The organism is Blautia sp. BIOML-A1, from assembly GCF_009883055.1.
GTDB lineage: Bacteria > Bacillota > Clostridia > Lachnospirales > Lachnospiraceae > Blautia_A.
This window is the reverse complement of record NZ_WWVR01000025.1, coordinates 1-24945: the sequence shown is the minus strand read 5'-3', so window position 1 is coordinate 24945 and position 24945 is coordinate 1. Positions and strand designations below refer to the sequence as shown.

24 protein-coding genes are annotated in these 24945 nt (G+C 41.0%); 2 read left to right on the top strand and 22 right to left on the bottom strand.

Annotation, left to right across the window (positions count from 1 at the left end):
• Positions 1-74 precede the first annotated feature (74 nt).
• The 12 genes from GT674_RS11570 to GT674_RS18260 form a co-directional block, all read right to left on the bottom strand.
• Entirely contained in the window at positions 75-1286 is a 1212-nt protein-coding gene (locus tag GT674_RS11570) for a ribonuclease E/G (RefSeq protein WP_192926027.1), read from the bottom strand.
• Positions 1273-1980 (bottom strand): TIGR03936 family radical SAM-associated protein, encoded by a 708-nt coding sequence (locus GT674_RS11565; RefSeq protein ID WP_161285839.1) that lies wholly within the window; start codon positions 1978-1980, stop codon positions 1273-1275. Before GT674_RS11565 ends, GT674_RS11570 begins: the two co-directional genes overlap by 14 nt.
• Positions 1964-3835, bottom strand: a complete 1872-nt coding sequence (locus GT674_RS11560; RefSeq protein ID WP_161285838.1) for a TIGR03960 family B12-binding radical SAM protein — start codon at positions 3833-3835, stop codon at positions 1964-1966. The genes GT674_RS11565 and GT674_RS11560 overlap by 17 nt, the downstream gene beginning before the upstream one ends.
• A 280-nt stretch (positions 3836-4115) precedes the next feature.
• Complete coding sequence (locus tag GT674_RS11555; RefSeq protein WP_161285837.1) at positions 4116-4310, bottom strand: hypothetical protein; 195 nt, start codon at positions 4308-4310, stop codon at positions 4116-4118.
• An 85-nt stretch (positions 4311-4395) separates the two neighbouring features.
• Positions 4396-5346, bottom strand: a complete 951-nt coding sequence (locus GT674_RS11550; protein ID WP_161285836.1) for a WG repeat-containing protein — start codon at positions 5344-5346, stop codon at positions 4396-4398.
• A gap of 133 nt (positions 5347-5479) precedes the next feature.
• The gene (locus tag GT674_RS11545) at positions 5480-7060 is read right to left on the bottom strand and encodes an Hsp70 family protein (protein WP_161285835.1); all 1581 of its coding nucleotides are present in this window, start codon (positions 7058-7060) and stop codon (positions 5480-5482) included.
• Positions 7057-7803 (bottom strand): hypothetical protein, encoded by a 747-nt coding sequence (locus GT674_RS11540; protein WP_161285834.1) that lies wholly within the window; start codon positions 7801-7803, stop codon positions 7057-7059. Before GT674_RS11540 ends, GT674_RS11545 begins: the two co-directional genes overlap by 4 nt.
• A gap of 97 nt (positions 7804-7900) precedes the next feature.
• The gene (locus GT674_RS11535) at positions 7901-8212 is read right to left on the bottom strand and encodes a hypothetical protein (protein ID WP_161285833.1); all 312 of its coding nucleotides are present in this window, start codon (positions 8210-8212) and stop codon (positions 7901-7903) included.
• A gap of 4 nt (positions 8213-8216) precedes the next feature.
• Positions 8217-9122: a PHP domain-containing protein gene (locus GT674_RS11530; protein WP_161285832.1), complete on the bottom strand. Its 906-nt coding sequence runs from the start codon at positions 9120-9122 to the stop codon at positions 8217-8219.
• Positions 9123-9424: 302 nt separating this feature from the next.
• Positions 9425-9811: a sigma factor-like helix-turn-helix DNA-binding protein gene (locus GT674_RS11525; protein WP_161285831.1), complete on the bottom strand. Its 387-nt coding sequence runs from the start codon at positions 9809-9811 to the stop codon at positions 9425-9427.
• 53 nt (positions 9812-9864) lie between these two features.
• Positions 9865-10281 (bottom strand): hypothetical protein, encoded by a 417-nt coding sequence (locus GT674_RS11520; RefSeq protein WP_161285830.1) that lies wholly within the window; start codon positions 10279-10281, stop codon positions 9865-9867.
• Between the two features lie 213 nt (positions 10282-10494).
• Positions 10495-10770 carry an anthrax toxin lethal factor-related metalloendopeptidase gene (locus GT674_RS18260; RefSeq protein WP_373091412.1) on the bottom strand — a complete coding sequence of 92 codons (276 nt, stop codon included), beginning with the start codon at positions 10768-10770 and terminating at the stop codon, positions 10495-10497.
• A 432-nt stretch (positions 10771-11202) separates the two neighbouring features.
• On the opposite strand from GT674_RS18260, the gene GT674_RS11515 reads away from it, so the two are divergent.
• The gene (locus tag GT674_RS11515; protein ID WP_161285829.1) at positions 11203-12351 is read left to right on the top strand and encodes a hypothetical protein; all 1149 of its coding nucleotides are present in this window, start codon (positions 11203-11205) and stop codon (positions 12349-12351) included.
• 64 nt (positions 12352-12415) lie between these two features.
• Here GT674_RS11515 and GT674_RS11510 read toward each other — a convergent pair whose 3' ends face one another.
• The 9 genes from GT674_RS11510 to GT674_RS11470 all read right to left on the bottom strand — a co-directional run bounded on the left by GT674_RS11510 (position 12416) and on the right by GT674_RS11470 (position 20004).
• Positions 12416-12553, bottom strand: a complete 138-nt coding sequence (locus GT674_RS11510) for a hypothetical protein (protein ID WP_161285828.1) — start codon at positions 12551-12553, stop codon at positions 12416-12418.
• Between the two features lie 63 nt (positions 12554-12616).
• Positions 12617-12997: an Hsp70 family protein gene (locus tag GT674_RS11505; RefSeq protein WP_161285827.1), complete on the bottom strand. Its 381-nt coding sequence runs from the start codon at positions 12995-12997 to the stop codon at positions 12617-12619.
• Positions 12957-13130: a hypothetical protein gene (locus GT674_RS11500; protein WP_161285826.1), complete on the bottom strand. Its 174-nt coding sequence runs from the start codon at positions 13128-13130 to the stop codon at positions 12957-12959. Before GT674_RS11500 ends, GT674_RS11505 begins: the two co-directional genes overlap by 41 nt.
• Positions 13131-13356: 226 nt before the next feature.
• Entirely contained in the window at positions 13357-14136 is a 780-nt protein-coding gene (locus GT674_RS11495; protein WP_161285825.1) for a hypothetical protein, read from the bottom strand.
• Positions 14137-14223: 87 nt separating this feature from the next.
• Complete coding sequence (locus tag GT674_RS11490) at positions 14224-15867, bottom strand: dicarboxylate/amino acid:cation symporter (protein ID WP_161285824.1); 1644 nt, start codon at positions 15865-15867, stop codon at positions 14224-14226.
• A 17-nt stretch (positions 15868-15884) separates the two neighbouring features.
• Complete coding sequence (locus GT674_RS11485) at positions 15885-16292, bottom strand: ATP-binding protein (protein ID WP_161285823.1); 408 nt, start codon at positions 16290-16292, stop codon at positions 15885-15887.
• 3 nt (positions 16293-16295) lie between these two features.
• Positions 16296-17927 carry a SpoIIE family protein phosphatase gene (locus GT674_RS11480; RefSeq protein ID WP_243149111.1) on the bottom strand — a complete coding sequence of 544 codons (1632 nt, stop codon included), beginning with the start codon at positions 17925-17927 and terminating at the stop codon, positions 16296-16298.
• A gap of 4 nt (positions 17928-17931) precedes the next feature.
• Complete coding sequence (locus tag GT674_RS11475; RefSeq protein ID WP_161285821.1) at positions 17932-19662, bottom strand: class I SAM-dependent methyltransferase; 1731 nt, start codon at positions 19660-19662, stop codon at positions 17932-17934.
• Between the two features lie 45 nt (positions 19663-19707).
• Positions 19708-20004 carry an STAS domain-containing protein gene (locus GT674_RS11470; RefSeq protein WP_161285820.1) on the bottom strand — a complete coding sequence of 99 codons (297 nt, stop codon included), beginning with the start codon at positions 20002-20004 and terminating at the stop codon, positions 19708-19710.
• 291 nt (positions 20005-20295) lie between these two features.
• Here GT674_RS11470 and GT674_RS11465 point away from each other — a divergent pair, with 291 nt between their 5' ends.
• A complete protein-coding gene (locus tag GT674_RS11465) occupies positions 20296-21654 on the top strand; it encodes an MATE family efflux transporter (protein ID WP_161285819.1) in 1359 nt (452 codons plus the stop codon).
• A gap of 6 nt (positions 21655-21660) precedes the next feature.
• On the opposite strand, the gene GT674_RS11460 is transcribed toward GT674_RS11465, so the two are convergent.
• Positions 21661-24531 (bottom strand): ATP-binding protein, encoded by a 2871-nt coding sequence (locus GT674_RS11460; RefSeq protein WP_161285818.1) that lies wholly within the window; start codon positions 24529-24531, stop codon positions 21661-21663.
• Between the last annotated feature and the right edge of the window lie 414 nt (positions 24532-24945).

The following is a 24945-nucleotide window of genomic DNA, read 5'->3' as shown; positions in this document are numbered from 1 at the left end:
CCCCTCGCGCTCCCCCTTTTTGGCCACCGATGAAATCGTGTTTGGTTTACATAGTAAATGTTATGTTAATCATGTTAAAGATCTTTGAGTTCTTCGATCAGGGGGCGGCGAATTTTCTGGCGGGTCATTTCCAGGATGTGTAAAGGAGTGATATCTATGGCTTTGGACTTGACCGGATCTTTACGCAGATGTTTCTTGAGAACGTGAAACAGTTCGTCCTGATGGTCGGGATTCTGCATGTTAATGAAATCGATCAGAATGATTCCTGAAAGATTCCGCAGGCGAAGCTGTCTGGCAATTTCCCCTGCTGCTTCAAGATTGATCTTTCGATAGGTTTCTTCGGCCTTTTTCTTGCCGGTGTATTTCCCACTGTTGACATCTATGGAGACGAAAGCTTCTGTCTGCTGAATGACAAGGAAGCCGCCGCTTTTGAGCCAGATTTTTTCATGCTGGATTTCTTCTATGGCACCTTCCAGATTATAGAGCTTATATAATGGAAGGAGTTTATCCTCATACAGGCGCAAAAGGGTCTGTTTTTCTGGCTGGAACTCTGCCAGATAGTCCTGGATTCTGCTATGGATCTCCGGAATGTCCGTAACGATTTCTTCCAGATCTCTGGTATAAATATCGCGGACTGCTGCCAGATAAAATGCCTCAGCCTCATAGAGAAGACTGAAACAGGTTCGGTTTCTTCCGTTTACCGCCACTTTCTGATACTGTTTTTTGAGAAGTTCCAGTTCATAGAGGAAATCCTCTTTGGAGGCATCTGCCGCATTTGTACGGACGATCAGCCCATACTCTCTCTCCGAAAGATTCCTCTCTTCTTCCAGCCATTTATTCAGAAGCGTACTCTCTTCTTTCGTCAGTTTATTAGAGAAGCCGATTTTTTTGTTCCCTGTAGTCAAAACCAGATACTTCCCTGAAAAATTCAGATTGGCTGTCAGTGCGGGAAGTTTTCCCTTCATGGCTTCACGGTTGATCTGAACCAGAAGTTCATCGCCCGGGCGAAGGATGGAATCTCCCTTCCGTCCACTTGTAAAAATAGCCTCTTTTGCCTGCTCCAGCGGAAGATAGCCATTGATTCCATCCCCGATCCGCACAAAAGCGGCCTGAATGTTCGCGGCTGTCTTTTCTATCTGCCCCACATAAATGTTATTTAAGGTATTCTTCTTATCGGAAGGTTCCAGACGGAGTTCCATGATCTTCTGTTCTTCTGCTGCTGCACAGACAATGCATTTACGTCCGCGGATCACCATCTCGGTGAGGATCAGCTTACTCAACTTCATCACCCAGTGCTTCCAGCGTTACAAGCCTGCGGTCTTCTTCCGTTCCCTTGTTTGCATAAACTTCACGGCGTTCGATCATATAGGCAAAAGGAAGCGGCTCCTCACCCATCCACTGAAGAAAAGTGTCCATAACCAGCTCCGGTTTGGTATAGTTGGAGCTCGCAGAGGCAAGCTGCATAAAAACACCTTCTCCATCTAAGTGCATTTCATATATATACGGACGAATGTCCACCGTCTTTTCACTGCGCTTCGTCTTCTTGGTTACGATGATCTCCTTCTGAGAAAGAAACGCATCCAATCTGGAACGCCAGTCAGCAGCAGGCTCTTTTCCCTCACGGAACTGTACAGAATAATCTGCTGCTGCCACAAGAGACATGGCTGTGCTGGCCTTGCCATCCTCTACCTGACGGGCAGAACATACGGAAACACCATCCACCATAACTGCGTTCAAACGGTTTTCAATCTCTTTGGTTGGAACGGTTTCAGTAAGTTCCATATCAAAGTACTCACCAAGACTGGTTGTACCAACACCAAGTGGTGCTGCAAAGGACATGATCATGTGTGGGCTGTATCCACCAGAGAAAGCAATCGGAAGCCCGGCACGGCGGACTGCCTTCTGGAAGTAACGCATCGTATCCAGATGTCCCACAAATTTCATATGACCGGTTTTGGCAAATTTAATTCTTACTTTCACAGCACACACCTCCTTTGTATTTAAGCACACCGCAGCCGGAACATTTCTGGCGGCAGTTCGGTGTCACAGTTTCTGCTTTGGCCTGCTCCCACTCACGGATCAGGAATTTCTTTGTCACGCCTGCATCAATGAAATCCCACGGAAGGATTTCATCCGTGCTGCGTTCACGTAAGGTGTAAAATTCAATGTCCACACCGGTTTCTCTGAATGCTTCTTTCCAGATATCATAATCAAAGCTTTCGGACCATGCATCGTAGAGAGCACCCTTTTCATATGCTCTTAAGATCACTTCTGAACAGCGGCGGTCACCTCTTGCAAGGAAACCTTCCAGGACAGTAACATCCGGCTCATGCCAGTTGTAACGGATACTTCTCTGGTTCAGCTGGGAACGGATCTCATTCTTAACCACTTTGGCCTTCTCGATGAAGTCTCCCTCGCGGAACATCGGTGCCCACTGGAACGGGGTAAACGGCTTCGGCACAAAGAAGGATGTACTGACATTGATCTGTACCTTGCCTTTTCTCTGTTCCTTCGGAACGACTTCATAGTAAGTTTCCGCAATCTTCTGTGCAAGATGCGCAATTCCCTTCATGTCATCCTCAGTTTCTGTAGGAAGACCAAGCATGAAATAAAGTTTTACCTGATTCCATCCACCCTTGAAAGCTTCTCCGGCACCGTGCAGGATATCCTCCTCGGTAAGTCCCTTGTTGATGACATTACGCAGACGCTGAGAACCTGCCTCCGGCGCAAAAGTCAGACTGCTTTTTTTGACATCCTGTACTTTACTCATAACATCCAGTGCAAAGGCGTCGATTCGAAGAGACGGCAGAGAAATATTTACTGCCTCCTCACGGAATTCATCGATCAGAAAATTTACGATCTCCTTGAGGTCACTGTAATCACTGGAACTTAAAGAACTTAAGGAAATTTCCTCATGTCCTGTGTTCTGAAGCATGATCCTTGCAGATTCCTTCAGAGTCTCCACATCACGCTCTCTTGTCGGCCGGTAGATCATGCCCGCCTGACAGAAACGACAGCCGCGGATACAGCCTCTCTGGATCTCCAGAGTGACACGATCCTGAGTCGCCTTGATATGCGGCACAACTGGTGCTTCCAGTTTGTTATAATCTTTGTCCATATCGATGACGAGCTGTTTTTCCACCTTTTGAGGCACTCCTTCGTATTTCGGACAGAAAGATTCAATCGTACCATCTTCTTTATAGGTAACTTCATAGAGAGACGGCACATAGATTCCCGGGATCTGTGCTGCTTTCAGAAGAAAATCCTGTCTGCTGCCACCATTCTTCTTATTGGCCTTATATGCATCAAACAGAGCATCATAGACAGTTTCTCCCTCTCCAATATAAAAGAGATCAAAAAACTCTGCCAGCGGTTCCGGATTGTAGGCGCATGCACCGCCGCCAATCACCAGCGGATCATCCTCAGTACGCTGTACTGCCCGAAGCGGGATTCCGCCAAGATCCAGAAGCTGAAGAACGTTTGTGTAACACATCTCATAGCCCAGTGTGATCCCGAGGAAATCAAATTCCTTCACCGGATCCTGGGATTCCAGAGTAAACAGAGGAATTTTCTCCTCTCTCATAATCTTATCAAGATCTGTCCACGGCGAAAAGAGACGCTCGCACCATACGTCGTCTCTTTTATTGAACATATCGTATAAGATCATCATGCCAAGGTTTGACATACCGATCTCATAGACATCCGGAAATGCCATCGCAAAGCGGATATCTACATCATCTTTGTTTTTCATGATTGCATTGACCTCGCCGCCGATGTAACGCGCGGCCTTGTCAATCTGCAGCAGTATCTCATCGCGTAATGCTAATTTTCTCATAGTTTTCCTTTCGTTAGTTGTATATATTGTACAAACTAATCGAATTAGTAAGCAGTCTGTACAATATGTAACTGATATTAAATAATACGTCATTTTACCTGCTCAAAACCCTCTGCAAAAAAGGCTGTTCAGGGCATTTGGTCAAAAAATGGGTTTTCTGCAAATACTTGACAATAAATATCACGTTTGGTGAATTCCCTTAAAAATCAATTATCATGCAGGGTGAAAATTTGACATATATCTTTTGCTATTATAAACGCATCAACAGGTAAATTCAAGATTATATGTCATAATACCCTGCTACATCCGTCATATCCAGTGAATGAGCATTTTTAGATTCAGGAATGACTTCGTCTACAAACGGCCGCATCATGGAAGCAGGATCATAGAAATCGTCCCCCAGATATTCTTTTAGTTCATCATAATGTCTGCGTTGAAGAATGATTTCATCAATTACAAAGTCGGCTAACGGCACTTCTCTGACGCCGTTATGAGTTTGGGTACGTTTTTCCTGCGTTAATAAGCTCTATCCTGGGACTCCGTCATTAGTGATTGTACATTTACGCTTTTTCTGGATTCCAGTCCATTACATTGAATCTTCCATTTTTCTTTTTTCCTTTAAAAATGATCTCTTTTTTAAAGACTTCACCCTGAATTTTGTAGCTATCCCAATCTAAGGACTCGTATACTGCCGGCATAATGATGTTTCCATTAAAATCGATAGCTCCATATCCATTTTTTCCCTTTACAACAACAAATTCTTCGAGATACCCTCCTGAGATCTCAGAGAACTCTTCAAATTCTTTGATAACCTGCACGGAAGCAGTTTCATCCGATTCATTTGAATATCGAAGCAGTAATACATGTCCATTTCGTACTGCCATTCCTGTGGATGCGATGAACGGAAGCTTGCCGATTGATTCACACTTGTCAATAAGCACGGTGCCATTTTTGTCAATAATTGCCCATCCCTCAGATGTCTTTACTCTCGCCACTGTTCCATTGCGTTCTAATGGATTGGCTTCTTCATAGGTACCGGTCATATAACTTCCGTCTTCAGAAATAAAATAAAACCCGTTTCCTTCACTGACACAGGATGAGTGGTCTGACATGGGCGAAGCGTCTGTATATTTTGGTTTAATAACTACTTTCCCGTCCGTCTTTGAGATAAATCCGATCAGCCCTTCATTATCTATAACACGGCAATAATCGGAAAATGGATCCTTTTCGATTGCCCTGTAAACATCGGACAATATCCTTTTCCCTTTCATTAAATACGCTCCGTCATTATCATATACAATGCGGGTTCCATTTTGGGAAACGGTCATGGAATCGTCATACTTGTATTTCGTGCAGTTCATCATATAAAAATATCCGGCCGCAACAATACTTATAAATATAACCGCAAGGATTAGTATTGTAAAAAAATGACCCTTGTAGTCTGTATCCTCCGTCTCTTCCGTGTAATCCTCATCATTCAAACTGATAGCTTTTAATAATTTTTCAATCATATCTTCTTCTCCTTATGACATTTACTGGGGTTACAGTTACAAATCATGCCGGCATACTTAATGGTACCTGTGAAGAAACCCATGACTGAAGTCAGGGGTTCTTCACGATAAAAGTATACTATAGAAGTTTTTGTTATTTCGATGTCAATACATTAAGAAATGCGAAATGTCTGTTTTCATAAGATATATCCATTTCCATTGTTTTCTTTGTTTTAGGCTGTCCGGTGATCCAGGCTTCCATGGTCATCATTCGCAGCGGGTTAATGTAGATCTGAAAACTGATAGGAGTATCTGCCGGATAACTCCTGCCGAATTTTACTGTCCTTGTAGCTATCCTGCGGTTTGGGAGGTTCTTTGTTTTACCCCTTCCAAGGAACATTTCAATACCCAGGGAGCTTGTTGCCTTATCCAGTTTATACTTGTCACGGATCTCTTCCGATTTATAAGGAAGTTCAGTACCTGCCGGAATCAGCTGGCTTACATACTCGCCTCGTAATCCGAGGTTAATGGTATCGTTTAAAATGGTGCTGGTATTAAATGCAATGACTGGATGCAGAGCACTGGTGCATACGTTTGTTTTTTCAGAAGATGATGGATCTTCCAGCTTACGTACATTATATTTGTGGAGGCAGTAATGGTAATATACAGCTCCCCTTGCTACGGATAAATCGGGATCACTGGTTGTCAGTGGTTCGAACCCGAAGAAATCCTTTAAACGTTTTGGGATAAGATAAAACTTGGTCATGCCTCCATTTAAAATAACCGCGTCTATTTTTGTATCTTTCCCGCATTTATCGAGGACATCAAGAACAGGGTAGATGATGTTATTTACGTCCTTTTCCGCCATATGCTGGATTTTTGATGCATCCTCCAGCTTATACTTATATCCCATAAGTGGGGATATAATCCTTTCTACATCCGATCTGGTATAAGTGTCGGCATAAGCATAAGAATCATAAAGATCAATATCCACAACTTCCAGTTCATAATCTTCTGGAAGATCAATGTCAGACATTCTGGCACTGTCATAGGCCTGGGACAGGTCTACTTTTAATTTTTCAGCCAGTTTTCTTAATTTGCACATGACCTCTTCTTTTCGTTTAATGCTAACTTTAACGCCATTGCTCTCTTCAAAACGTCTTAGCATGTCCGTGGCCAGCAGTTCATCAAAATTATCACCGCCAAGAAGCGTATATCTGCTGATTGCCAGGTCTTTGATGTTGAGGATCCCTTTTTCTGTATAACCTACCCGGTGGATTGTAACATCGAGGGTTCCGCCCCCAAGGTCAAATACAAGGACGTTTTTTTCTGTATCCAGTGACAGCAGGTCAGAAGGGATCTCCCCACATTCCTGCATCCGCATGAAATTATAAATAACTGCTTTAGGCTCATAAAGCAGGACATCATGCATATTTTCCACATTGATTCCTGCCTTCCGTGCGGCATCGAGAGTAGCCTGGCACTGGTCTGAATCAAAGGAAGCCGGTACGGTTATAATGACATCACTTAATTCATTCTGAAACAGCCGCTTTTTGGCAGAATTGATCATGAAAGAAAGAATCTGTGCAGAAACATCAGAAGGGGTCTTGTCCGGGATTTCATCAACAAGGGGTACCTGGTCGCTGGTACCCATTAATGATTTTACAGACTTGCATACATAACCGCTGCGGGTTCCGTATCTGCTTTTCGCATAATCCCCGATATCGGCAGTCATTTTTCCGTCACTGTTCTTGTAATAGAATACAATGGAGGGAAGAAGGGGATTTCTTGACTTGCTTCCTGTATCATTTTTGCGGTCAAGCTCCACTCCAGTACGATTGGTTTCATGGTATTGTTCTGCATGTTTCCATAAGCGATAACGGAATTAGTCGTTCCAAGATCAATGGCAGTGTAATATTGTTTTTCAGACATAATCGATTCTCCTATTCTTCTTTTTCGCGTACTGTTGGAAGGGAAATAAATAATGGTATTTTCATATTTCCATCCAGGTTTTTCTACAGTAACAGGCTTCTTTTCACCTTCATAGCTGAATGGCTCGCCAATGTATGTGTATCCTGACAGGTCCTCTGCTTCTGCCATAAGTTCACGTCTGGTAGAGTCAAGTGGGTGAATACCGCTGTCTTTGATAAAACGAAGCAGCTGTTTGAATACAATCGTCAGGGGAAGAACCTGTGGCGGAATCTTTACTTTGTTTTCTTTTAATGAGACAAGTCTTCTGTCCACCAGTTCAATACTGTCCAGAAGATGTCCGTAAAATTCAGAGTTCATGCTGGTATAAAAAGATGCAATGGCCATGTCTTTTGCTTCCGCTGCGGTTTCATCGATGGTTTCATTTAATTCATCCAGCATGGCCTGTACCAGTTCCAGGGAATTCCTGCAGTTATCGTATTTGAACTGAAGCTGCTCGTATTTATCTCCGGAAGCCATCCCTTCCGCTTTGGCTGATTCAGAAAGCACATGCTCTGTTTCCTGAAGGACATCTTTGGCAGATTTACCACCGCCTGCACTGCTGACTAGAGACGGTGGTTTTTTTCGGTGTTAAATAAAAACAGCACTACATTTCAATCAAATGTTTTTGACATTCTTCCAGTGCTTTTTGCACATTATCGTAGGAAGATTTATCATTTTGATTTACCAATGCTTGAATCTTCCAATATATTTCAGAAGAATGGCTGTCTAAATACTGCGTAAATTCTTCTTCGGCAGTCTTATAGTCCCCGTTTTCCATTTTGACATAGGCATCCTGGACTATGGAATAACTTCTCTGCTGTGCGTTATCGGACTGGTAAACGAAGAATAAGCAGATGAGAAACACAATCATAAAGAGCCGTTTCTTTTTAATTGATACATTTTTCCAAAAAGCCATCGATTTATTTCACCTCCTGTTTTCTGTTTCCCAATCGTACCAGCATTTCCTTGTAAAAAGAATATCCCCCATAAGAAGAAAAAGGCTGTTCTTTACGGTGTCTGTCAGAAGCCACGCTTGGTACCAGGTCATATTCTTTTGCAAGTTTGCGTAGGCTCTCCTGCTGCTCCTTAGTATATTCCAGGTAATACACTTCAAGGCCTCCAGTATCACCTGTTTGTTCTTTAAAACTGCTAATCAAAGTGATGATTTCCTTTTCCGTCAGTGCATGGTAGGAATATGGATGGGCCAGAATTGGGAATCCTGACTGGGACTGGATCCTTTCAACTACGGTTTCAAGGGAAGCGTAAGGAATGTAGTTAGTGGCAGGTATGTAATATGGGCTGTAGTTACCAATGTAACGGTCCATGATTTCTTCAACAGTCTTTCCATAACCCAATTTTACCATTAAACTGGCGATATGGAAACGTCCAATGTAGCCGGTAGAGCGCTTTTCCGCCATAACCTCTTCCATGCTCAGGTCAATTCCAAGGTTGTGAAGGCTTTCCAGGATTGCTTTCACATACTTTTGTTTTCCTTCATCAATTGAACTGAACAGATCAGCAAAAGCTTCTGGTGCTACACCTTTTGGAAAAATACCGATTACATGGATTTCTTCTTTCTTGCCGGAAGGAAATGTGAAGGTTGTGGAAAATTCACAGCCCGGAAGTACTTCCAGGAAATTTCCATTTGTTCCGACGATATATTTGCTTGATATGGCAAAGTAATTATGGTCGGTCAACGCAATTACACGGAGATGTTCTCTGTTTAGAGCCAGCTCTACAATTTCTTTCACACTGTTTTCACCATCCGAATTGCAACTATGAATATGAAAATCAGTCCGTTCGTTCAGTAACTGTTTGGTTCTCATAGTTAAGTTCCCCTTTCATTTTTATACTCATAGAATAATACTTCTGACACATTAGTACAATTATGTAAAATGAATTAATTAAGAATTATTCGTGATTTAAAAATGTTGATTAACAATAATTAACACGAATATAGAAGCATTTTAACTAAACAAATTAAAATTACAGCACAATGTGGTATCCGTTTCCAGCCAAGAAAAAGAGGTATCCTATTTTTAGAATACTCCCTCGCAGTCGATCCAGGCAACCTGGTGGCTTTTCTTTTGCCACAACATTGGAGAATATCTGTCCGAATCTGAGTGCATTAATCATCCAGATAATCTTTTAATCTTTTTCTCCGCTTTAAACAACAGGGAACCCTCTCTATTTTCCGTTCGAGCATACAAACCCGTTCATATGTCATTCCGAGTCTGTCCCCAATTTCTTTTCTAGGGACAGGTTCCCCAGTTAATATTCCATATTTTAAAAGAATCACTTTTTGTTCAAGTGCAGAACCTCTTAAAACACGCTCCAGCATGCGCCCCATAGAAAAAAACGGATATAAATAATCAATACTGTGCAGTTTTTCCAACTGGCTTCCATATCTGCCATATAGAATCTGCAGGATTTCTGGGTTTAACTTTTTCACAAAGTCTTGAATATCAATATCTGTGTCAGTGCTGTATTCAGGCAGCTTCGTTTCTTCAGTCATAAATGGTGCCTCCCTCTTTTTTCTTATATCATAAAGCACCTGTCAAGGACAAATCAGAATCCAGGAAATGACTGTTCATAAGCGGCACAGCTTGCTTTCCACAAACATTCCAGGGACAACTGGAAATATTCTGCATGCAGGAATTCATTACAGATTTTTAACAGTCTGCTCCTGGCGATTAAAAATTTATCAACATCTTCTTCAACAGGTCTGTTCCAGTTTTGTATATGGCACCATACCAGAACACAGAACTCAACCCGGCAGGTTTTCTTTCTACTTATCGTTCCATTCATCCATCGTCTTATGTTTTTTGGATAACAGCTATGAGTAATTTTTCTTTCAGATGGATATATTGGAGAGTATATAGGCTGATAGTCTGACTGCGGCATTTCAAATAATTCTGTATATTGTGTGATCAGAGAACAAAATAAATCTGCATTTTCGTTTCTTAAAACAGCATACTCCTGCATACTGGAATAGACCTGTTCCGACCCCTCTGCAAAAAGGTCCAGTTCCTTTGCCCTGTTCGGAAACAGATCAGATATGCAGGTAAATACTTGGTTTACAAATTTTGTATAAGCTTTCATAGTAATCCCCCATATTTCCTTAGACAAATTATGGCCGAATTATACCATGCGGACACAAAAAGAGCCACACCATTTCTGGCATGGCTGTAAGACAGATTAATTCCAGCACGTTTTTTCGTATGCCCGCTTAATACTGAATAAATATGTTTCACTCATGTTATTCAGACAATTTACAGCCGTTACAATAGCTTCATAAGTTGAGGGTCTCTGCTTTTTTAGTGCAGTTGGATCCAGGCAGTATTCTTTATAAAACTCTGCAAAATATTCTGAACTGTCCTTTGTGTTATATGGCTTGTTTGGAGACATCATTAACAGCTTTTCTTTTTCATATATACTTCTGAATTCTGCAGTTTTATCCCTGCTACCGCTGATTCAAGCACTGATAATATTGTCCGAGCTATAGCTGCACTTTTCCATTGGGTCATTCAATGCATAGGCAGTCTGACGGTATACAGATTCGTAATATGGAAAATCCTTTGAGAGGGATTTCAGGAAAGCCATGGCTGTATAAAATTTTTCTGATACAAGCATGTCCTGATATTCCGCGTTATATTTCTGCTTATCTCCGTATAAATACTGGATATTTACCACTGGGGCTGGCAGCTACCGTCAGGATATCTGCATTGTACATCGATTTCTTTTTCATATTGTTCTCCTTACTGTTTTACCTTACTATTGACTTTTGGTTTATTTTAACTTATGATACCATACATAGCAATGTTTATTTATTGTTAATAATATATTTTATGCATCTTTTTATTGTTAATTAACATCTTTTAACATCAACCAGGAGGATAGTTAAGTATGGCAAAAAATGCAGCATCTTTAACAAAAAACGAAGCAAAAAATTGTGGTGCCAATTTAAAGTATCTTATTGATTGCGTATTCCCATCTGGAACAATCCCATCTAAGAGATATATACCAAACGAGACAATTCCAGGTTTAAATATTTCACTTAGCACATTAGGCAACGCCAGACGAGGGGCATATGTTTCTGAAGATACAGCCAATAAAATTGCTACTGCATTTTCCTTTTATCATATTGGGGGATCAGTAGGAAAAATAACACTGGAAGATCTGTTGATGGAGCCTGATAATTTTCAAAAACGGTTTCCCAAAGACGAATTTAAAACAATAAAAGAAAAAGAAAAGGTCACAAAGCTTCCACTATTTACAAATAAAGTATACCGCGGATACTATATGCTCCCTAATTCTTCCTATAAAGCATATATGGCATATTTCTGGTTTTTTTTCGATGATAAAGGAAAATATAGCGCGGCAATGTTACGTGGAATATCTGATTTTAATGATGTAAACTCACCATTCAGAAACATTAAGTTTGAAGATATTAATGCTATAAAAGATTCTTTCCATAACTGTGCAGATACATATATGAGAAAAAAGAGCACCTCATCTATACACCTTTATTTGGCAGAAGATAAGAATATCCGCTGCTCTCCTAACTGCATTCAGATTAACTTTCATACAGAAGGAACCAGTATTCGTCATTCTACAATGTACTGGAACATTGATATTATAGCAAGATCTAATCAGTCATCTTACGCAGGAGGATCAGCTTTAATGGTAGACACAAACGAAGGTGCCCGTGGCAAAGATATCTGCGCTTTCAAATTTGGATTGGAATGTGAAGAAACGATTAAAGAAGAAAAACCCCTTAACAATACTGCTCCACAGGTAATAGCAGAACTTATGCCTAAAACAAGAAATGGGATTTTGCTCATTGACAATGCAGATGATGCGAACTGGTATCGATTTATAACTGAAAAAGCATTCCGAGACAACACTCCGAACGCTTTTGGATCGATAGATCCATACGATTTTATAATGAAACTGGCCAATCTGGAAAATAGATATACTTCAAAGTATGAAGAACTGAACGACTTAGTAAAACAACTTGACGGAATTATAAATCCTGATAAAAAAAGCGAATAACATTCTCAAATATGCTAACAAATATCACCTCCTCAATTAATGAGGTTCACACAAAAAGGGCAGGTCATGTAACCTGCCCGAAATATAAACTAAAATTCTGCTTGATGGCAGATGCATACGGAGTAAAATGCTGTTTGGCATAGGAAAGCACCTGTTTCTTCTGACTGTCTGTCCATCCGTCTTTGAACATGCCTGCTATCATAATTTATCCATAACTTCCAGCTCATAATCTTCTGGAAGTCCAACATCAGACATTCTAGCATTGTCATAAGCCTGTGATAAATCTACTTTCAGCCAGCTTTCTCAATTTACACATAACTTCTTCTTTTCGTTTAATACTGACTTTTATACCATTGATTTCTTCAAAACGTTTTAACATATCTGCCGCCAGCAGTTCATCAAAATTGTCACCGCCAAGATCAAACACGAGGACATTCTTCTCCATATCCAACGGTAACAGATCAGAAGGAATTTCACCACATTCCTGCACCCACATGAAGTCATAAATAACTGCTTTCGGCTCGTAGAGCAGGACATCGTGCATATTTTCGACATTGATTCCCGCCTTTCGTGCAGCATCAATTGTTGCCTGACACTGATCAGAATCAAAAGAAGCCGGCACGTGTCCCGTATCTGCTTTTAGCATAATCACCAATATCTGTAACAATTTTGCCTTCATTGTTTTTGTAATAGAATACAACGGAAGGCAGCAGAGGATTCCTGGACTTGCTGCCCATATCATTTTTTCTGTCAAGTTCCAGTACGATAGGACGCATCATATTACTCTATTCTCCCCAGCATAGCTTGAGGATTAGATCTTTCATTTACTCTCGTATATTTTATCAAATTCTTCAAGAGATATCTGTGTTTTATCTCTCAACTCATTTCCATAATGACTGACTGTCACACCTGTCACTTCGTCTTCTGTATACACAAAAGTCTGTTCTTCTTTAGACCTTTACAAGCTGCTTTTTGTTGTGTCCTATTGATCTGGTTGGATTTCATTTACACTCCGGCAGGATTCCAGGAATTATTATCCAGCTTGTTCAGCATCTCCTTCAGCTCAACTGTATATGCCACCTTTACGTCGCTGTCTTTTTTGATGATAAATTCAGAGAGGCCATATTCTGAGCCGTTGTCTGCCCAGTCATATGTATATCCCAATCTCGTCCATGGATATTTCCCATCAAAATAACTGGAGATAATATTTGAATCAAACCATTCTTTATAGTCCTCATCAACTTCATCCGAAAATGCATCTGTCATTTCTGTTGTTCCGATATCTGAGACATATGCCGGGCGGAAAACGTCTTCCGGTTTTACCCACATAGCCGTAAAATACTCGGATTCGTTATCCGGGCGCAGACCGATGAGTTCTTTTATTCTTGTCTGCCAGTCTGTCACATCCTCTTTATTCTTCTGATACCATTCTTCCAGTTCGCCGCCTGTAAACGTCCATACATTTCCCCATTCCAGTTTTACATCTGCACCATCCGGATAACTGTCCGGATATTTATGGAAGGTATAAAGAAGAATCCTGCCATCCTGATCGTAAACGGCATATGGCTGTCCCTCCTCCAGACTTACTACAGGAAGGATTTCATCCTTGTCAATGATCATTGCATCTTCAACCGCATCGTCGAAGAGGGTCTGCTGATCTGTCTCACTTTCTGCTGAAAGATCTGTTTCTTCTGCCTGAACGCTTACCGTTGTTTTACCTGACAGTGTAATTGCTGAAATCAGAATACTGTTCACGATCATTACTTTCCATAATTTGTTTTTCATATATTATCTTTCCTTTCTATTTCATAAGACAACCTGCTCCCACCACTTAAATCACAGCTTTTGAAGCAGGGGAGTTATCTGCCTCCGTTAACTGTTATATTTCTCTACATCCAGTAGATTTTCTGATTTTGCCACTATAAGGGATACCGCCACATCTCCGGCTGAATTTACAGCAGTCCTGAACATTCCCAGCAGGGAATCAATTCCCATTACCAGACTCAGTGCCTCAGCCGGAACGCCAATCTGCGTCAGAAGCACAGACAGACAAACCAGTCCTGCTCCTGGTATTCCCGGTGCACCGATGGAAAGAACTATGATTGAAAATACCATTGAAAATAATTCCGAACCACCCATATCAACTCCAAAAACTTTAGCCAGGAATAATCCTGCCACTGCCATATATATGCAAGAACCATCCATATTTACCGTCGCTCCTAACGGTATGGAAAATGAAGATATCCTGGAAGAGATTCCCAGTCGATGGCATGATTTTATATTAAATGGCATTGCCGCATTGGAGGATGCCAGGCTGAAACTTGCCATCATTGCAGATGCATGCTTTTTTAACAGGATGATCGGATTTAATCTGGCTATCATAAATACCAGCACACAATAAGCCAATAACATCACTGCCAGTGCCAGCACAAATGTTCCGAAGAAGCTCATAATGGCCAGCAGTGTCTCTGTTCCTGTAAGCATGACAAGAGAGGTCATGGAGCACAATACTGCCAGTGGTATGAATTTTACGATCAGCGTGGTAATTTTCAGAAAAAGTATGTTGAAGCTCTCAAAAAGTGTCTTCAGTCCTTTTGAATAATCACCGATCATTCCAACTGCTGCACCGCAAATAATTGCTATAAAAATGATCTGCAGCATATCCGCTTCCAAAAATGGTTTTACAATATTAGACGGCACAATATTTACAACGGTATCTAATAATGAAATATTTGTATTGCCGGCAGTCTCAATCGTCTTCGATGCTGCATCTGTTACATACTGTGAGAGTGACGCATCTCCCGGCTGTATCAGTTCAAACACACCGATGCCAATGGTCACTGCCAGAAGTGTGGTAAACAGATACATTCCCATCACTTTCAGACCGATTTTCCCCAGATCCCGAATACTGTCAAATTGTGACAGACAGGTAACTATGGAAAAGAATACTACCGGTCCGACAATCATCTTTAACGCATTTAAAAACATTACCTTTACGGGTGTCAGTAAGTACTCATTTAACATATTCTGGGCTGATACTGGTAATGATAATTTAAAAATAATTCCCAGAATTACAGCAAGCAGCATTGCTCCTAAGGTTAAATATAACTGCATTCTCTCTGACCGTTTTACGACCAGACGTATGGTGTTTTGGTGCAGTCTGTTTTTATATTGAAATATATCTGACTGAGAACGAATGATCAGATTTCGAATGGCTGCCTCTGCATCTCCACTCACTCCCTCAAAATCCATATCACCGATGAGTACGCTCTCTTCAGACACATTAAAAGCTTCACCCCGTGCACTTATGTTTAAAGAAATGTTACCGAACAGCTTCTTAAACACGATCTCTATCTTTTCCTGCTCTTCTGTATGACTCATCATACACACAAGACTTTCTTCTGCCATAAGCATGGTCATGGTGGCTTCTCTTCTGTTCAGATTATATTTTTTTAACTCTTCTTCTACATATTGTAATGCTTTCTGAAGCTCCTGTCTGTCATTATGTATAATCATTTATTTTCTCCCATATCTTACAATCTTTTTTCCATCCATAATCTGTTTTGCTGATTCACATACTCGTACTTCATTTCATCCATATTCTTCTTGACCAGGTAAATGCCCAAACCGCCGATCTTTCTTTCTTCTGAAGATGACGTAATATCAGGATCTTCTGTATCCAGCGGATTATAGGGGATGCCATTGTCGGTAAATGTCAGAAAGACTGCTTTCGGTGTATTCCCGGACTCCACTCTGACTGTTACGGCTCCAACAGAATCTTTGTATGCATAATGACAAATATTTCCAAATATTTCATCGATGACAATATTGATCTGTATCCTGGACTTCATGGGGCAGGCTATTTGATCCAGAAAATCATCCACAAACGCTGTCACTGTATTCATATTTTCTATCATAGCATCTACTGTTATTTCTTTCACAGGTTACCCCTCCATTTTTTTGGTATACTCCAGACACAACATGGTGATATCATCAGACTGATTATTGTCGCCTGCAAACGCATCTATATCTGCCTTCACGAGTTCCAGGGTCTTCTCAGGACCACATGTCTGACATTGCTGATTCAGGATATGATGCAGTCTGTCCATTCCATATAGCTGGTTGTCTTTATTCATCGCCTCTGTGACTCCATCTGTATACTGAAATACTTTATCTCCTATATCCAGCTGGATCATCTGTTCTTTATATCTGATATTTTCCATACCCGCCAGAACAAATCCCGGACGGATCTTATATGCTTCATATCCTTTGCCTTTGCGATAGATAAAGGGTTTCTCATGTCCTGCATTCACATACCGGAACTCGCCCGTCACAAGATCCAGAACGCCTTCAAATGCGGTAATGAACATTCCGTTATCGTTTGATTCACACAAAATATTGTTTACTTCTGTAAAAACCTCTCCCAGATCACGTCCTGGCTTGGTATGATCTTTTATCAGAGTTTTGCCGATCACCATAAATAAAGCTGCCGGGACACCTTTTCCTGAAACATCTGCCATTACAATGGCAATATGTCTTTTATCCACCATAAAAAAATCGTAGAAATCGCCGCCGACTTCTTTTGCCGGTGTCATAGTTGCATAGATATCCAACTCATTTCTGTCTGGAAACGCCGGAAAAATGCATGGCAGCATAGAAGACTGAATATGGGTCGCAACATTAAGCTCCGTGCCGATGCGTTCTTTTTCTGCTGTGACAGCAGTCAGGTTCTCAATATAAGTTTCCAGTTTTTTCAACATGACATTAAAGGAGTTTCCGAGATCTTCAATTTCATCTTTCGTACTGATGACTATTTCCTGTTTTTTAAAATCTCCGGATTGTATGATTTCTGTAGTAAATCTGGAAAGTTTTTCTACCGGGTTTAATACCATCCATTTCACTAACATCATATACAACAGTAATGCAATACATATTATAGAGCATGAAATTCCAAGCATCGTATATAAAAAGGAATTCAAATGATCTCGAACCTTCTGCATGTCCAGAATATATTGTATTTCAGCGATTGCCTCGCCTTTTTCATCCAGGATCGGAGAAACAGCCGTATAATTGTATCCATAGCTGTTATCTGTCACAAGCGGCTTATCCGTACCTTTATTTTCGGCATACAGATCCCATACATCATAATATTTCTGCAGATCGATCTCATCATATGCCGCTTCTGTGTATAATACATTCGTTCCATAAGCCAGTTTATTCGCAGGGTCATCCCCCAGTTCCTGTACACAGGTGTCAATATAAAAGGTTACACTGTCTTCATCCGGGATCACCAGTGACAGATATGTGATGTCCCCATCCTTCTTTAACGTGTTCAACATAGCTTCCACACGTCTGTATTCCTCGCTGTTTTCACCGCCAGGGCCAAGAATCCTGCGTACATCCGTTATATCCAGCATAGCTGCCACGCTTTTGCTCCCACTGATGACTCTCTGAGCATACATCTCTTCCAGATACTCTTTTGAAGAAAGATAGCTGAACAAAGAAATCGTAACCGTTAGAGCAACCCCCAGCACTCCCAGGGACAATACGAATTTCGGCAGTAATTTTAATTTCATTGTTCTACATTCCTCTCTGACCTTTTGAAATACTTTCTCCTCTACAGGTGTATATTTTAACTCCCATGGAAATTGCCGCTTCATCGCCTGTCATCTGCTCATGAAGTTTGTCAAAGTTTTGATTCACCCATTCCCAGTCATGCTGATATTTTTTACTTTCTTTTCCAAGCAGCAATAAATCTTCCGGCAGAAAAGAGCAGTAGGTTTCAAAAATCTGTTCTTTCTTTTCTTTCTCTTTCCCCGAAGAACATACTTTTGAGCATTCGCATTTTATATCTGCATATCCACTGTCTGATAACAGCTGAGGCAGATGTGCTCCTATTGTCCTTTTTCCGGCGTATGGATCATTTAAAAGTAATTCGAGAAATTTTTGAAACAGACCTTTTGTGTCAGGAACCATTGAACTTTCCATATCATCTGCTTCTATTACAATAAGCTTTCCGTCCTCTGCCAGAAACGGTCTCAGTTTTTTCAAAATATCCTCTGGTCTTTCCGTATGCATCAGCACAAACGAACAATGAATAATATCAAATGCATCGATCTTTTCCTGCTGCATGATTCGCCGGAGATTTTCTGTAAAATCTGCATCTATAACATCACAGGTATAAAAAGAAAATACGTTGTCTTTTAATTCTATTTGTGCCTGTTCGATGAGCGGATTTAAACAATCTATCCCTATGATCTTCTTGAAATTTTCACTCAGAAAACGCATTTTTGTTTTCCATCCATTGTTGCATCCCACATCCAGGAGTGTCAGTCCACTTCTTCCACTCATTACTTTCTGATATACCGGCTGTTCATATTCTGAGAGCAGTTTACCCTGTACGGCCAGTCTGTCCATCTCTGCCTGTCCTAAAAAAAGACCGTTATATGGTTGAATCAGAATCTCTCTTTGTGCAATACGATACGGTGTTCTTTCTCTGATAACCTTTCTGCATTCCTGAAATGTCTGATCTAATTTTTCTTTTAGCTCCAGTACACCCTGGTATACATTTTCATCCGACCGGTCCACTATCATAACAAGGGAATCTTCATTTACATTTAACTGGCGGATTGCCTGATGTTTTTTGAATTCCATCTTGCTGTATTCATTATCAATCATTTCTGCATCATACAGAAACTGTAAATTTCTGTCCGCTGCAATGTCAAGTTCATCTGCTAGGCGAATCAGGGCTGCCAGATAGGGCAGATGAATCTTATTTCCGTTTGGAAGGCAGATTTCCTCCGGATATTCTTTTGTATCCCACAGATCTGTTTTTCTGTGTCCCCGTGCAACCTGTACGATCGCAAAAAGATGTTCCTGTGACGGTATATCAAAAATCTCTGTGTACTTTTTGATATACTCGCCACTGAATTCCTGATGGAAATCTCTGATAATATCCGGAATATTCTCCTGATCGTGGGTGTCAAAATAATCTCCGAAGTCAATTTTTTTTCGAAAATTCTCATAATCAGCCATGGTGATCCCCATTCCGCTGTCATGAAGATAGGCTCCCATCAAAAGCACATAGATTTCATCCGCATTCATCTGATCAATATTTTTGCCTATAAGACGATTACAAAAATCAATGATATTTATCGAATGCAGTGCTGTGTGATCTGTATAAGTGGGAAAAATATTCTGATATTTTACCAGCATCCGCTCTACACAAACCACACTGTCTGCAACTCTTTTATGTAACTGTGGATTTTCTCTTTTCAATTTCTGTTCACACAAATAATTCGTATCCATCATTTTTCTCCCTCATCTCACACATTTCGGTCAGAAAAATTTCTGTTTCTACTCAATGGTCAGAATATCAGAAAATCCCGTAACCTCAAATACTTCGGCTACGATTTCATTTACGTTCTTTACAACCATACTTCCCTGCTTATTCATGATTTTCTGTGCTGCAAGCAAAATACGAAGACCAGCTGAAGATATATATTCCAGTTTCTCAAAATCGAATACCAGCTCTGTAACGCCCTCGATGGACTGCTTCAGTTCTGCCTCCAGCATAGGCGAAGTTGTGGTATCCAGTCTCCCCTCCAGTAAAAGTTCTAATTTTGCTGCTTCCAGTTTTTTATTAATTGTCATTTCTATTCCTCCATTCCCTTAATCTGCACAATTTTAAAAAAATTAATGAAACTGTTTTTCTAGTAATTATACTTTATTATTGGTTTTAAACAACAGATTTGGCACAAACTAACTGTTTTTGGCACGAAATGTCAAAAAACAGTGTCTGGTCACTGCCATCGTTATCTGTCATATTCACTACATTTCGGTCTTTTCTTTTTCCGTTTACTTTCCACTCCTAATCATGTATCATAGATATAATGTATTTGTATTAATACTGGAAATTTTATCTGGAGGAAGCAAAAAAATTCTATGAGTCGCACAAATGATCTTGGACGGGATGAGATACCCCGTCTGGTAGTAAGGCTGGCCATTCCAACTATGCTGGCACAGCTGGTAAATGTTTTATATTCCATTGTAGACCGCATGTATATCGGTACCGGCGTGGGCGATCTGGCACTGGCAGGCGTCGGTATCTGTTCACCGATCGTTACTCTGCTGGCATCCTTTGGTTCCATGGTCGGTCAGGGCGGGGCACCTGTTATGGCTATGAAAATGGGAAGCGGCAAAAAAAAAGAAGCCCGTCAGGTCTTAAATAACGGCTTCCTGATGCTGCTGATCTTGTCCGCAGTCCTCACCAGTCTGTTTCTGCTCAGCAAAAATTCTCTGCTTATGTGGTTCGGAGCCAGTGAAACAACCTTTTCCTACGCCAATACCTATGTCACAATTTATACCGCCGGTACTTTCTTTGCATTAATCTCCGGCGGCATGAACAGTTTTCTGATCGCCCAGGGATTTTCCGGTCTTGGTATGGCTACGGTGGTGATTGGAGCAGTCCTGAATATCCTTCTCGATCCGCTTTTTATCTTCGTTTTCCATATGGGCGTTGCCGGTGCAGCCATTGCAACAGTCATCTCTCAGATTGTCTCCTGTCTGTTTGTCCTTGGCTGTCTGTTCAGCAAACGGATGCCTGTGCGTCTTGGATGGGGAGATTTTCACCTGCATGTCATGAAACGGATTGTCACTTTCGGTTTCTCTCCGTTCCTCATTCTTGCCAGTGACAGCATTCTGCTCATCGTCCTGAACACTGTGCTGCAGCGTTACGGCGGTCCCGGTGAAGGTGATACGCTGGTCACCTGTGCAACCATTGTACAGAGTTATCTTCTGCTCATCACCATGCCTATGGGCGGCATCACCCTGGGAAGCCAGCCGGTAGTCAGCTTCAATTATGGAAAAGGTGATGCACAGAGAATCAAAAAAGCGATTCTGTACATCACCGGATTGTGTGTTTCCTTCTGTATTCTGATGACTGTTGTGACCTGGACAATATCTCCGGTCTATGTACGGCTCTTCACAGAAGATCCTGAGATTTTGCACCGTTCCATCACCTATATTAAGCGGTTCACCTTTATGATCATCCCGCTGGCCGTACAATATCCACTGGTAGATGAGACTACTGCTCTCGGCAAAGTGAAGCTGGCACTCTTCTGCTCTGCCTTTCGGAAATTTATCTTCCTTGCCGGACTGATCTTCCTGCCTGCACTGTTCACTGCAGATGCTGCATTCTTCTCAGAACCGGTGGCCGATGTGGTATCAGCCACTATGACCAGCTGCCTTTTCTTTCATTTCTTTCCGAAGATCCTCAAAGAACGGGAACATGTTACCATCTAAGCTGAATTAATCTTGCTGCCCTATAGTTTCTGCCAATATCGACAGCAGCCTGTCAACCTGGATTGGCTTTGAGATATGACCATTCATCCCGGCTGCAATAGCCTCTCTCTTATCCTCCTCAAAAGCATTTGCGGTCATGGCAACAATTGGGATATTCGCCTTTTCTTCATCAGCGAACTGACGGATCAGCTTTGTTGCCTGATATCCATCCATATTCGGCATCTGAATATCCATAAGAATCAAATCATAAGTTCCTGCCGGCATCTGATTGATCTGATCCACACACTGTACGCCATCCGCAGCCCGGTCAATCAGCAGCCCTTCATTCTCCAAAATGGTTGTTGTGATCTCTGCATTCAGATCATTATCCTCTGCAAGTAAAATTCGCTTCCCTTTTAACACTTTTTTCGATACGACTTGTTTTGGACTTGATTTTTTCTCATAGTAGCTGTCATCTGCAAGTCTGTGCTGAAGAATCACAGTGAAACTACTTCCCTTTCCAAGTTCACTGTTCACTTCGATCGTTCCGCCCATCATATCAACCAGCCGTTTCACGATAGACATGCCAAGTCCTGTCCCACCGATTTTTCCAATTGTCGTGCTGCGTTCACGACTGAATGAATCAAACATGATCGGGATATAATCTTTGCTCATACCAATCCCTGTGTCAGTCACTTCTGTTTTTATCTTTACATACCCCTCTTTATCTCCCGGAAGCTCCTGTGCTTTAATCGTCACAGTCCCACCATCTGGCGTATATTTCAGTGCATTGCTTACAAGATTGACCAAAATCTCTCTGACTTTTGTTCCGTCACATACAACATTCTTATGTGTTATGTACATTTCGCTCCTGAGCTGTATATTCTTTTCTTTTGCAGCAGATGCGAACACTCCATCAATTTCTTCCAATATATCATCCATTCTTTCAACATTCTCATCAATTTCCATCTTACCACTCTCAATGCGGGCCATATCAAGAACATTGTTGATAATGGATAACAAAAGCTTTCCTGACTGCTCTATTTTTTTCTGATAGTCAATATCTTCCTTCATCAATTGATTATATCCCAGAATAACATTCATTGGTGTACGAATATCATGAGACATATTGTTAAGGAAATTGGTTTTTGCAAGACTGGCATCCTCTGCTTTTTTCAAAGCAATTTCCAGCTTGTCATTAAGCTTTTGTGTATCATTTGCCGCAAGCTTTGCGACAGCTTCTGCCTTCCTTGCCTTTCGTAAAAGCATAAGGATAATACCAATGATGCCAAGTACAAAGAATCCTGTAGTGGCCAGAAAAACAAGCAGATTGTCTTTTACAAAATCATAAAATGTCACCTTATCTGGCATATTGTCATAGATAGCAAGTGTGCTTGTAAGCATGTCAGACGGCATGGTCTTCAGGGTTTTATTCAGTATTGACAAAAGGGAAGCTTCTCCACCTCTTACTGCAAAGCATGCCTCCATTGTTTTGGTAAGTGGAATACTTTTGAAATCTTGATGGTTATCATACTTCAACGCCAGACTGTTTCCCATGAGGAAACAGTCTGCTTTTTCATGAACGACCATATCTGTCGCATCAGCAAGGGAATCGTAATCTACCAGCTTCCATTGAGGATAACTGAAAATAATATGCTGTTTTAAGGCTTCCTTATCCTTTGGCACAGCTACGGTATATGCCTCATTCTCATTAAAAGATTTCTCATCAGTTACCGCCATCAGACTGTAAGTCCAGGCTGTATTTGTAAGTGCATAGCCTTTTTCTTCTGCAAAATCAGGATTTCTGCTGGCATAAAAAATCATGTCAATTTTACGCTCCTGTAATGCCTGAAGCATTTCGTCATAATCATCATATGCCTGCATATCAAATTCCAGTGTCTGGTTTTTCAGACAGTCTTTGGCATAAGAGATATATTCTGTCAGCGTACCGCCAAGTTTTCCGGTCTCTTCGTCCATGGAAAATACCGCCGGAGCATTGTTCAGAAATCCTATCCTGATGCTACCATGTTCTTCCAGCCATGACTTTTCTTCGCCTGTAAGAATCTGGCTGTAATCAAGAGAAAAATACTTCTTATACAGATCTGCTTTAAAAAAAGGACTATCCTGATCCAGCTGCCGCATAGCACGGTCCAGCTCCGTCTTGATATCACTGCGCTCTTTGTTTATTACAAAATATATGCCTGATTTACCGACAGTGGTAACAGATGATATTCCCTGTTCAGACCAGATGGATTCTTCCAGAGATACAAAACAGTCGATCTCATGATTCGCCAGTTTTTTTTCGACATCGTCATTGTTATAAACATTTACATGTTCCGTATGTATGCCATTCTTATTTTCCCATTCTGTCAGCATGATCTCAGGTTCTGTATCCATAAGCACACCTACACGTTTTTCATCCAGAGACTTGAAATCAGAGGTCGTAATATCCATATTTGACAAATCTGCATAAAGGATATATTTTTCCTCACCCATCGGTTCCTCTGAAAAAAGCATCTTTTGTGCACGTTCATCGGTGTAGGAGATATCGCCCATGATATCAATCTCACCGTTTTCAAGCATATCAAAACAGTTGGACCAGTCACATTTCACATACTCAAATTTCCATCCGGTATAGCCTGCCAGAGTCTGCAAAAGTTCGTAACCATATCCTCGTCTGAGACCGTTTTCATCGACATAGTCGAAGGTATCCTCAAATGAGCCGACACGGATGATCTTCTGCTGCTGCGTTGCTTCATTTTGTCCCACCGTCTGTGACTGCTTTTCATCATTATTCGTCTCAGCAGCCCGGCAATGTACGGACAATATCATCCACATTCCCAGAGCCATAAATATAGCTACACATAATACGGCTAGCTTTTTCTTACTTTTGTACATTCTTCTTTTCTCCAAAACTTACCAGGTTTTACCCGGCACTGATTTTTCATTTACCGTCTCCTCTTTGGATTCATCATTTTCTTCTTTTGTTTTATTTCTTCTGCTCGTGTAGTTTTTATATCAATCGGTTTCGAAATAAAACTTATGCAAAAAACTGGTTTTATTATACCCTAATGTTCCGCTGTCCACAAGAAAAACAGCACCACTTTAACGCCTGAAAAACAAAAAAGAACAGGCAACTGGCACATGAAGGAGATTGTCCTTAAAAATATGCACGATTTACTATTCTCAGTTTCCACTTCACTGTGCTATACTGGGAAAGTATGTTTATCGTTACTTTAACAAAGCTTAGCAAGAATTCTCCTACCTCTTCAGGTAGTGAGATGAATTGTGGAGCTGAGCATAAATGCTCAA

Bases quoted from the DNA above. Each gene is read 5' to 3' on its own strand.
- GT674_RS11570 (WP_192926027.1), bottom strand. From the start codon at position 1,286: ATGAAGTTGAGTAAGCTGATCCTCACCGAGATGGTGATCCGCGGACGT.
- GT674_RS11465 (WP_161285819.1), top strand. From the start codon at position 20,296: ATGAGTCGCACAAATGATCTTGGACGGGATGAGATACCCCGTCTGGTA.
- GT674_RS11545 (WP_161285835.1), bottom strand. From the start codon at position 7,060: ATGACTGCCGATATCGGGGATTATGCGAAAAGCAGATACGGAACCCGC.
- GT674_RS11480 (WP_243149111.1), bottom strand. From the start codon at position 17,927: ATGAAATTAAAATTACTGCCGAAATTCGTATTGTCCCTGGGAGTGCTG.
- GT674_RS11530 (WP_161285832.1), bottom strand. From the start codon at position 9,122: ATGAGAACCAAACAGTTACTGAACGAACGGACTGATTTTCATATTCAT.
- GT674_RS11460 (WP_161285818.1), bottom strand. From the start codon at position 24,531: ATGTACAAAAGTAAGAAAAAGCTAGCCGTATTATGTGTAGCTATATTT.
- GT674_RS11560 (WP_161285838.1), bottom strand. From the start codon at position 3,835: ATGAGAAAATTAGCATTACGCGATGAGATACTGCTGCAGATTGACAAG.
- GT674_RS11470 (WP_161285820.1), bottom strand. From the start codon at position 20,004: ATGACAATTAATAAAAAACTGGAAGCAGCAAAATTAGAACTTTTACTG.
- GT674_RS11515 (WP_161285829.1), top strand. From the start codon at position 11,203: ATGGCAAAAAATGCAGCATCTTTAACAAAAAACGAAGCAAAAAATTGT.
- GT674_RS11500 (WP_161285826.1), bottom strand. From the start codon at position 13,130: ATGATGCGTCCTATCGTACTGGAACTTGACAGAAAAAATGATATGGGC.
- GT674_RS11535 (WP_161285833.1), bottom strand. From the start codon at position 8,212: ATGGCTTTTTGGAAAAATGTATCAATTAAAAAGAAACGGCTCTTTATG.
- GT674_RS11550 (WP_161285836.1), bottom strand. From the start codon at position 5,346: ATGATTGAAAAATTATTAAAAGCTATCAGTTTGAATGATGAGGATTAC.
- GT674_RS11510 (WP_161285828.1), bottom strand. From the start codon at position 12,553: ATGATAGCAGGCATGTTCAAAGACGGATGGACAGACAGTCAGAAGAAA.
- GT674_RS11520 (WP_161285830.1), bottom strand. From the start codon at position 10,281: ATGCAGGAGTATGCTGTTTTAAGAAACGAAAATGCAGATTTATTTTGT.
- GT674_RS11495 (WP_161285825.1), bottom strand. From the start codon at position 14,136: ATGAAAAACAAATTATGGAAAGTAATGATCGTGAACAGTATTCTGATT.
- GT674_RS11505 (WP_161285827.1), bottom strand. From the start codon at position 12,997: ATGCTAAAAGCAGATACGGGACACGTGCCGGCTTCTTTTGATTCTGAT.
- GT674_RS11475 (WP_161285821.1), bottom strand. From the start codon at position 19,662: ATGATGGATACGAATTATTTGTGTGAACAGAAATTGAAAAGAGAAAAT.
- GT674_RS11490 (WP_161285824.1), bottom strand. From the start codon at position 15,867: ATGATTATACATAATGACAGACAGGAGCTTCAGAAAGCATTACAATAT.
- GT674_RS11525 (WP_161285831.1), bottom strand. From the start codon at position 9,811: ATGACTGAAGAAACGAAGCTGCCTGAATACAGCACTGACACAGATATT.